Source organism: Neisseria sp. P0009.S007 (assembly GCF_051962515.1).
Map to the genome: position 1 here is coordinate 1 of NZ_JBQCVF010000991.1, position 332 is coordinate 332.

1 pseudogene is annotated in these 332 nt (G+C 47.9%); it reads left to right on the forward strand.

Annotation, left to right across the window (positions count from 1 at the left end):
• Window positions 1-247, forward strand: a pseudogene (locus ACTHS3_RS17470) (branched chain amino acid aminotransferase); the annotation flags it as partial.
• Between the last annotated feature and the right edge of the window lie 85 nt (window positions 248-332).

Genomic DNA, 332 nt, shown 5'->3' on the forward strand with positions numbered 1-332 from the left:
CTTGGGCTACACCGTCAGCGAACGCAATTTCACCGTGGATGAACTCAAAGCCGCAGTCGAAGAGGGTGCGGAAGCGATTCTGACCGGTACCGCCGCCGTTATCTCGCCCGTAACCTCTTTTGTCATCGACGGCAAAGAAATCGAAGTGAAGAGCCAAGAACGCGGCTACGCTTTGCGCAAAGCCTTGACCGACATCCAATACGGTTTGGCGGAAGACAAACATGGCTGGTTGGTTGAAGTGTGCTGATTTGATTTCGTATTAATAGAACAGATCCAAAGGTCGTCTGAAAGAAAATTTCTTTTCAGACGACCTTTTTATTTTGTAAACAGAT